This is a genomic window from Anabaena sp. AL93 (genome assembly GCF_001672085.1).
In the GTDB taxonomy this organism is placed as follows: domain Bacteria; phylum Cyanobacteriota; class Cyanobacteriia; order Cyanobacteriales; family Nostocaceae; genus Dolichospermum; species Dolichospermum heterosporum.
Map to the genome: position 1 here is coordinate 21,929 of NZ_LJOU01000082.1, position 7,001 is coordinate 28,929.

The window sequence follows — 7,001 nt, forward strand, 5'->3', positions numbered from 1 at the left end:
TCAAAAATTCTGATTCGTCTAGCTCTGTATAAATCTTTTACCTACTGCTAGGAGGGAACTAGAACAATGCAGTAGAACCGCATAGATTTAATTGTCAAGGTACAGATTACCATTAGGCAGTGAGGTTTTTAGACAGGTTGATTACCTTTCCTGTGGTAATTATGTAACATAAGTCACTGGAGGAAGACAGCCTCTAGTTGGCTTTCATCCCTTGCCTAAAGGACAGTTAAGTTTTTCCGCCACGCTCCAAAACTTGCCCTCAATGGTTTTTAGCCTATTTTCTTATAAAAACTTGTAACTTTGTCAAGCGATACCTACAGGGATGCGATAGCGCAAGTGCTGACTTGTCAGTTCGCTCAACTTACAGCAAATTTTAATCAACCGTGCCACAAATAAAAATGGTGAAAACCAGTACCAAACTTCATTCTGCGATTAATTTTTGTGGTGGGTTTAATCTCAAACTGCTGTAAACCCCAAAACTCAAAAACCTACTTAGATGCAAATTTATTTGAGATTTGCTTTAAAGCTAACCACATAAAGGTTGGGATAGTTGTACTGTAGCGATTAAATAGTCTCAATGGTTCTTGAATCAAACGATATAACCACTCACATCCTAAATGACGTATCCAATAAGGCGCTCTTTTATGACTTTCTGCAAAGACAGAAAATGCCCCCCCCAAACCAATCATCACAGCCTGAATTTTGTCTTTGTGTTGGTTCATCCATAACTCTTGTTTTGGACATCCTAAAGCCACTAAAACTATTCCTGCACCACTATCGTGAATCTTTTTGATAATAGCTTCATCCTCTGCGTGTGTGAGTGGACGAAATGGTAAAGGCTCCATCCCAGCAATTTTTACATTTGGAAAGACACGCTCTAACTTGTTTCTTATCTTCTCTAGAGTTACTACATCAGCACCTAAGAAAAAAAGATGAATATCTCTTAGCGGAGCTAATTTACACAAAGATAAAAGAATATCCATACCAGCAACGCGGTTTTGAGAACCTGCACCCATTAGTTTCAACATCCAAACCAACGGCATTCCGTCAGGAGTTGCAATATCCGCACTCTTTAAAACAGAGGAAAACTCTGGATGCCAATAAGCCTCTACGAGCATATGGGTATTAGATACGCAAATAACTTTGCTGACTTTACTCATCGCCCATTCTAATATGATATTTATTTGAACTTCAAAGGGTAAGGCAGTAACAGGAGAGCCAATTATATCAATCCTGGCAGGGGTTATTGAAGTTTCAAATTCCGGAGATGGATGTAAGTATTGAATTTGATTTTTTGTAGTTAGCATCTTTTTATTTATATTGTTGAGTTGTAAAAATCTTAAGATAATGTTTAAAACTCAAAGTTAGTAAACAATCATCTGAGTTGTTTGATAGTAACCTTTCACCCTTTCACATTTCCCCTACCTCCCAACGATAAATAGTAAGGATTGAGGTCATACCAAAATCTCTACAATCATTTCCTGACAAGATTTTCTGGGAATTAAACACAAATTTCTATTCTCAATAAGAATTACGTAACGCCTATATTTTGATTACTTAGGGCTTGCTGAATAAAGCTAAAACCGTTTATTAATAAAGGTTTCGCGGATTTTTATCACAAAAAAGTGCCAGGTTTTGGCTTATTGTGTCTCAAAATAGGTGCATTTTTCCTTGTCGGGTTTGGAAGATTGAGCATATCCATATAGCTAAAACTGTTCCCTGATCCTTCCTGTTCCCTATCTTCACAAACAACTTTTTCAGCCAACCATAATTATTGGGACTAAAGGTATGTTAATAACCCAAATTCAATTTTGAAACTTGCTCTTCGACTGGGTTTCAAACACCTGAATTCTTACGATAAATAAATGGCTTTGAGCAATTTGTAGGAGGGGGTAAATAATTACGTTTTACAGTAATGTAAACCTAGTATTTGATCTTCATATATCAACAGTAATCGCACCCAAAATAGGAGTAGAAGAGAAATTTAATTGCTCTAATGCTTTGGCTAAAACAGAACGGTTTGTTTTACCTACTCCTATAACCAAAATACTTGCATCTGTATGCCTACTCAGGATATTAGTATCTGCAAAACCTAATAGATGTGATGTGTCATATATGATTAAGTCAAAACTTTGTTTAAATTGTTCTGTCAAGCTTTCCATCTGAGGAGATGACAGTAAACTTGTGGGATTTTGGGAAATTTCTCCAGTAGTTAAGATAAACAAGTTATCCTCTAAGAATAATTTTTCTATATCATTTGCAGTCGCTTTCTGTGAACCATAATTTTGTTCTCTGGTACCGCTACTATGTCTGTGTATAACATTCTCAAAATTTAGCCCTTCAGCAATCAGATTGCTTAATCCTTTTGTATTAGGCAAGTCCAATATTTTATGGATACTAGGATTACGTAGATTTGCGTCCACCAATAGCACACGTTTACCCATGACTGCTGCTGTCTGAGCTAGGTAAAAAGCAATTGTCGATTTACCATCTCCAGGAGCCGCTGAAATGACTGCTAGAGAACGGAGAGAACTATCACCTTTGAGCAGAGCAATATTTGTATAAACAGAGCGAAAAGATTCCCAAAACTTTGAGATGTTCTGTTTTTGATCAGGCTGACCATTTTTACCAAACTTAATATGAGGAATATTCCCTAATATAGGAAATTTAATTTTATCTTTAACTTCCTCAAGGTCATAAAAAACGTTGTTGAGCTTATCTATAAGTAAAGCAGATCCCGTGCTTAATAATAAGCCCAAAACTGTTCCTAAAATTAAATTTTGTGTGGTACTTAGTGCAAGATTTTCCGGCTGAATAGGAGGAGTAATTATCTGCCAAGGTACCTGCTTTTGGGCTGAATCTATGCGTAATCTTTCCCGTTCCGTTAAAAAGCGATTAAGATTATCAACAGCAATTTTTAATTGTCGTTCTAAATCATCTTTTTGACGAATAATAAAGGGAAAGAGTTTAATCTGTTGCCGCAAAGAATTTTCAGCTTGATTAAGAGATTGGATTTCTGTTTTTAATACCTCAATTGTTTTTCAACAAATTTAATTCCCAATTTAGTTTGTGTTTGGCGTTCTTCTAAACTGTATTTTAAGTATGATTCAGATGCTTGATTTAATACAAACAAAACTTTTTTAGGGTTGGGATCTTGGTAACTGACTTCTAAAATTTGGGTATTGGGTAGGAGTTTGATATTAAGTTGAGGTGCGCTGCTACCTGGGTAATACTTTTGCACTTTTTGGGTGATAGGAGACATCAATTTAGGACTTTGTAAAATTTTTAACTGAGTTTCATCTATTTTGTTAGAATCACCTCTGTTATATCTGTCATCTTGGACTACTTTATCTTCAGCGGTTATCGGCTCAGTTAAAAGTTCAAATTTAGAAACATACATTTGAGGCTTATTCAAAGCTAATCCTACACTAACAGATGCAAAAGTGGTTGTTCCGATGGCAATTACAATGATTCTGCGACGAACAACTACCAATAATTTACCTAAGTTTAATCCACCTTCATTACTCTCTTCTGACTGATCTGTGTAGAGGAGAGGCATATATTGATGCTGATGTCCATTTGTTTTCGACAAATTCTCATAAGGATAGTGTTTTCTTATCATCGCCAACCTTCTATATTTTCTATTTTCTGAAGCATCCACTTTTGGAACAAATATAATCCTCGTAATCTAAAAGCCCTACGATATGGTTCATTGAAAGAAGTCTATCTGCCAAAAGGGAAAGTAAATACTCTCATATTTAAGGAATATTTTTGCGATCTTTGTCTACATGATCTTCTGTTTATATAGCGTATCCTCAACAAAACTGTTCTCCCAAAAGAGCCGTACCCAAATCAAATAGGAGTTCTATATTTTTGTTTTGTTGAATTATAAAACCATAATTATCATAGTTTTGAGCAATAATTGTGAAAATTATGTAAAATAAATATAAACTTAGGAAATAGATATTTACTTTTAAATTTTATTATATTTTGATTTGGTGTAATGCTTTACTTCTCAGTTATAATACATCCCTCTATAAGCATAAAATTTTCCCCACAACCCAAGATTATATTATTAAATATATATGTCTAGCGATAGAGATGTATATTTTTCTAATCATTGTATAGTGTTGCCAGAATTCTTGATTAACTTGGCAAACACTAATACTGAAACTCCATACCTTTTGAATTAACTGATAGATTTTAAACAGATATTATCCCATATCTGATTAAGATAATTCTTGAGAATATACTATCTAAAAAGTGTGAAAAAGTTTCACAAGGTATCATTGTTGTCCTAAAGTTTTTTGGAAAAAAGGTAAAAATGGCTATAAATAACCATGTTAAATTAGGTAAAGACGTTAAAATTTTTCATCCGCACCTTGTTAATCTTTACGGTTGTGAAGTTGGAGATGAAACCAAGATTGGCTGCTTTGTTGAAATCCAGAAAAATGTCATAGTCGGAGCTAAATGCAAAGTTTCATCACATACATTTATTTGCGAAGGCGTAATCATTGATGACGAAGTGTTTATTGGTCACGGAGTGATGTTTACCAATGACATTTACCCTCGTGCAACGAATGAAGATAGCAGCCTAAAGACTGAAGCTGATTGGTGTGTAATTAGGACTTATGTGAAACGCCGTGCCTCTATTGGTAGTAATGCCACAATCCTCGCAGGAGTCACAATTGGCGAAAATGCCATAATTGGGGCTGGAGCAGTAGTCACCTATGATGTTCCTGATTACGCAACTGTGGTTGGAGTCCCTGCAAGAGTCATAGGTGGTATTCCTAATACAGGTAAGTTGCCAATAGTAGCTCATTCAGATCAACCTGGTAATACTTCGGCTTTTAAAGCAATTTCCAATAGGTTTTAGAGAACTCCACAAAAAGAAATGCCCAATGTCATTCTGTTCGCGCAGCGTGCCAGAGGCATTACGAAACGAAGTGTAGTGAAGAATCTCAAGAGATGCTTCGTTTCGCTATGGCTAACGCCACGCTCCGCGAACGCTACACTCAGCATGACAAAACAGGATCATTTATTTTTTGGCTTACTCTTAAACAATATCTTTAGCAAATTCAGAGCTTAATAAATTTTGCCAATTTGTCTACAATGGACTATGCAACAATGTTATTTTACAACATATTCTACCTTTCAAATTTCTAAAAAAATCAAATGTTCCGGCAACAAACTATCTGATTTTTTGCTTTTTCGAGCTAGAAATTCAAGGAAGATATGGTTTTATCATCATATTAATCTTCAAGATAATCGAAATAATTTCAAAAAGATTATTTTCAAGAAACGGTGTAAATTGCTAGTTAATTACTTTGTTTTTTCATTGTTTTCTAGTGATTAATTTTTGTAAAATTCACTCTTTATATAGTGGGGATATAATGACAAATACTCATGCTCATTCTGAAATGGCTTTTGATAAAAATATTTATTCAAATAGGCTGAATATCTCTACTAATCAGCAAGTCCAGGCAATTAATACAATCAAAATTGGTGTTATCGGCTATGGCTATTGGGGTCCGAATTTAGTCCGCAGTTTTGCTGATATTCCAGGAGCAGAAGTCATAGCAGTTAGTGATTTTCAAGTAAATAGACTAGCAAAGGTGCAATCTCGGTATCCAGCCGTCAAGTTAACGACAAATAGCCAGGACCTGTTTGCAGATCCAAATATTGATGCAATTGCGATCGCTACACCAGTTTCTACCCATTACAATTTAGCCTTAGCTGCATTGCAAGCAGGGAAACACGTATTAGTAGAAAAACCCATGACTGTTTCCTCCCAACAGGCAATGAGACTGATAGATGAGGCAGAAAGACGCAATTTGGTGTTGATGGTAGATCACACCTTTGTGTATACAGGTGCAGTGCGAAAAATGCAGGAACTGGTAGCGGCAAAGGCTATCGGCGATATCTATTATTATGATTCCGTGCGTGTCAACTTGGGATTATTCCAGCATGATGTGAATGTAATCTGGGATTTGGCAGTTCATGACCTCTCAATTATGGACTATGTATTGCCGTCGAAGCCTTATGCCGTATCTGCTACAGGCATGAGTCACATTTCTAGCGAACCAGAAAACATTGCCTACTTAACCTTATTTTTTGATCATAATTTGATTGCACATATTCATGTCAATTGGCTCGCACCAGTAAAAGTACGGCGGACAATACTGGGTGGTAGTCAAAAAATGGTCTGCTATGACGATTTAGAACCGAGTGAAAAGATTAAGGTGTACGACAAAGGAATTACTGTGAATGACAGTCCTGAGAACGTTTACCAAATGCTGGTCGGCTATCGCACCGGTGATATGTGGTCTCCCAAGTTGGATATGACAGAAGCTTTACAAACCGAGGCATTACATTTTATTGATTGTATTCGCCAAGGGAATCGCCCTATCACAGATGGAGAAGCAGGATTGCGGGTAGTGAGAATTCTGGAAGCTGCTACCCAATCCATCACGCAGCAGGGACGATTAGTTGAACTTGACTTAGCAGAGGTGGCAGCATGATTCCATTTGTAGACTTGAAAGCTCAGTACAATAGCATCAAAAATGAAATTAACGCCGCTGTCTTTAAAGCCCTAGAAAGTACACAATTTGTCTTAGGTAGTGAGGTCGTTGCTTTAGAAGAAGAGTTTTCTTACTACTGTGATGCTAAATATGGAATCGCTGTGAATACAGGTACTAGCGCCAGCAATTCTCATTTTGAAAAAAATAAAGTATTAGCCCCGATTTTGGAATTCAAAATATAGTACAAAGTAACTATTTTTTAGCCATTGCCTCTGGCTAAAAAAACAGTCGGGTTGAAAAATAAGTATGAATACTCAATAAACTAGAGAGATTGCTTGACAACGAATGGGGAAAATCCAGTTTATCGTTCGGGTTTTAGAATAGGGAATCCAAGGGAAATAAAAATTTATAATTGTTGTCAGATGATGTAAAATCGGTGAGTTAAAAATCTGATAGTGCATCAAATTACTCAAACATGAC

5 protein-coding genes and 1 pseudogene are annotated in these 7,001 nt (G+C 36.1%); 3 read left to right on the top strand and 3 right to left on the bottom strand.

Annotated elements, in window-relative coordinates:
- Positions 1 to 488: 488 nt before the first annotated feature.
- The 3 genes from AN486_RS19745 to AN486_RS19755 all read right to left on the bottom strand — a co-directional run bounded on the left by AN486_RS19745 (position 489) and on the right by AN486_RS19755 (position 3,622).
- On the bottom strand, positions 489 to 1,307 hold the full coding sequence (locus tag AN486_RS19745) for a WecB/TagA/CpsF family glycosyltransferase (protein WP_290602207.1): 819 nt from the start codon (positions 1,305 to 1,307) through the stop codon (positions 489 to 491).
- Between the two features lie 630 nt (positions 1,308 to 1,937).
- The gene (locus AN486_RS19750) at positions 1,938 to 2,984 is read right to left on the bottom strand and encodes a tyrosine-protein kinase domain-containing protein (RefSeq protein ID WP_290602209.1); all 1,047 of its coding nucleotides are present in this window, start codon (positions 2,982 to 2,984) and stop codon (positions 1,938 to 1,940) included.
- Between the two features lie 38 nt (positions 2,985 to 3,022).
- Positions 3,023 to 3,622 (bottom strand): hypothetical protein, encoded by a 600-nt coding sequence (locus AN486_RS19755; protein ID WP_290602211.1) that lies wholly within the window; start codon positions 3,620 to 3,622, stop codon positions 3,023 to 3,025.
- Between the two features lie 702 nt (positions 3,623 to 4,324).
- Between AN486_RS19755 and AN486_RS19760 the strand changes: the two genes are divergently transcribed.
- The 3 genes and pseudogenes from AN486_RS19760 to AN486_RS19770 form a co-directional block, all read left to right on the top strand.
- A complete protein-coding gene (locus tag AN486_RS19760) occupies positions 4,325 to 4,876 on the top strand; it encodes an acyltransferase (protein ID WP_053538741.1) in 552 nt (183 codons plus the stop codon).
- A gap of 517 nt (positions 4,877 to 5,393) precedes the next feature.
- Positions 5,394 to 6,521, top strand: a complete 1,128-nt coding sequence (locus tag AN486_RS19765; protein WP_290602213.1) for a Gfo/Idh/MocA family oxidoreductase — start codon at positions 5,394 to 5,396, stop codon at positions 6,519 to 6,521.
- Positions 6,518 to 6,703 (top strand): annotated as a pseudogene (locus AN486_RS19770) (DegT/DnrJ/EryC1/StrS family aminotransferase); the annotation flags it as partial. The gene AN486_RS19765 and the pseudogene AN486_RS19770, both read left to right, overlap by 4 nt.
- Between the last annotated feature and the right edge of the window lie 298 nt (positions 6,704 to 7,001).